Origin of the sequence: Zoogloea sp., assembly GCF_023150065.1 — a bacterium.
In the GTDB taxonomy this organism is placed as follows: Bacteria; Pseudomonadota; Gammaproteobacteria; order Burkholderiales; family Rhodocyclaceae; genus Zoogloea.
The window spans coordinates 1-579 of the sequence record NZ_JAKLLN010000181.1 but is presented as its reverse complement, the minus strand read 5'-3'; the positions used below and the strand labels follow the sequence as shown (position 1 = coordinate 579).

Here is a 579-nt window from a genome sequence, read left to right as displayed (position 1 = left end):
CAGGGTGAGGGATTCCTTCGGCGGCACGCCGGACAGCCACACGAAGGGCGGCGTGATGAGCAGCAGCCCGCCCACTTCAAACAGGACGATCTGGCGGAGGCGGTCGGGCAGGCTGCGCAGGGCAGGTGCGGTGGCGGACATGGGGCGGGGCGGATTACAAACTGAGAGGGTTGCGGAGTTTAACGTGCCGGGCGAGACCGGCTAAACTGCCGGGCCGCCCGTTTTCGATCCGACACCATGCCCGTCGCCGTGTTCCCGACCGAACCGCCCGAACAGATATCCCTCGTCTGCCACCCGGCCCTGCCGGACGGCGCGGTGAGCGGCATCGCGGTGACGCTGGCCGCCGGCCCCGAGGGGGTGCTCATCCGCTACCGCCTCGCTGGCGACATGGCGGCGCTGCGCGTGCCCGACCCGGCCACGCCGCTGCCGCCCGAGCGCCTGTGGGCCCACACCTGCTTCGAGCTGTTCGTCGCCGAGGCGTGTGCCGAGGGCTACCGGGAGTTCAACTTCTCGCCCAATGGCCAGTGGATGCGCTTCGATTTTGCGGATTACCGGCAGCGCATTGCGTCGCCCGACAGC

General features: G+C 69.8%; 1 protein-coding gene and 1 pseudogene. One reads left to right on the top strand and one right to left on the bottom strand.

Going from position 1 to position 579, the window contains the following annotated elements; translation table 11 throughout:
- On the bottom strand, positions 1–141 hold a 141-nt coding region (locus tag L6Q67_RS24160; protein ID WP_296576249.1), incomplete at its 3' end, for a chlorhexidine efflux transporter.
- Between the two features lie 96 nt (positions 142–237).
- Between L6Q67_RS24160 and L6Q67_RS24155 the strand changes: the two are divergent.
- Positions 238–579, top strand: a pseudogene (locus L6Q67_RS24155) (hypothetical protein); the annotation flags it as partial.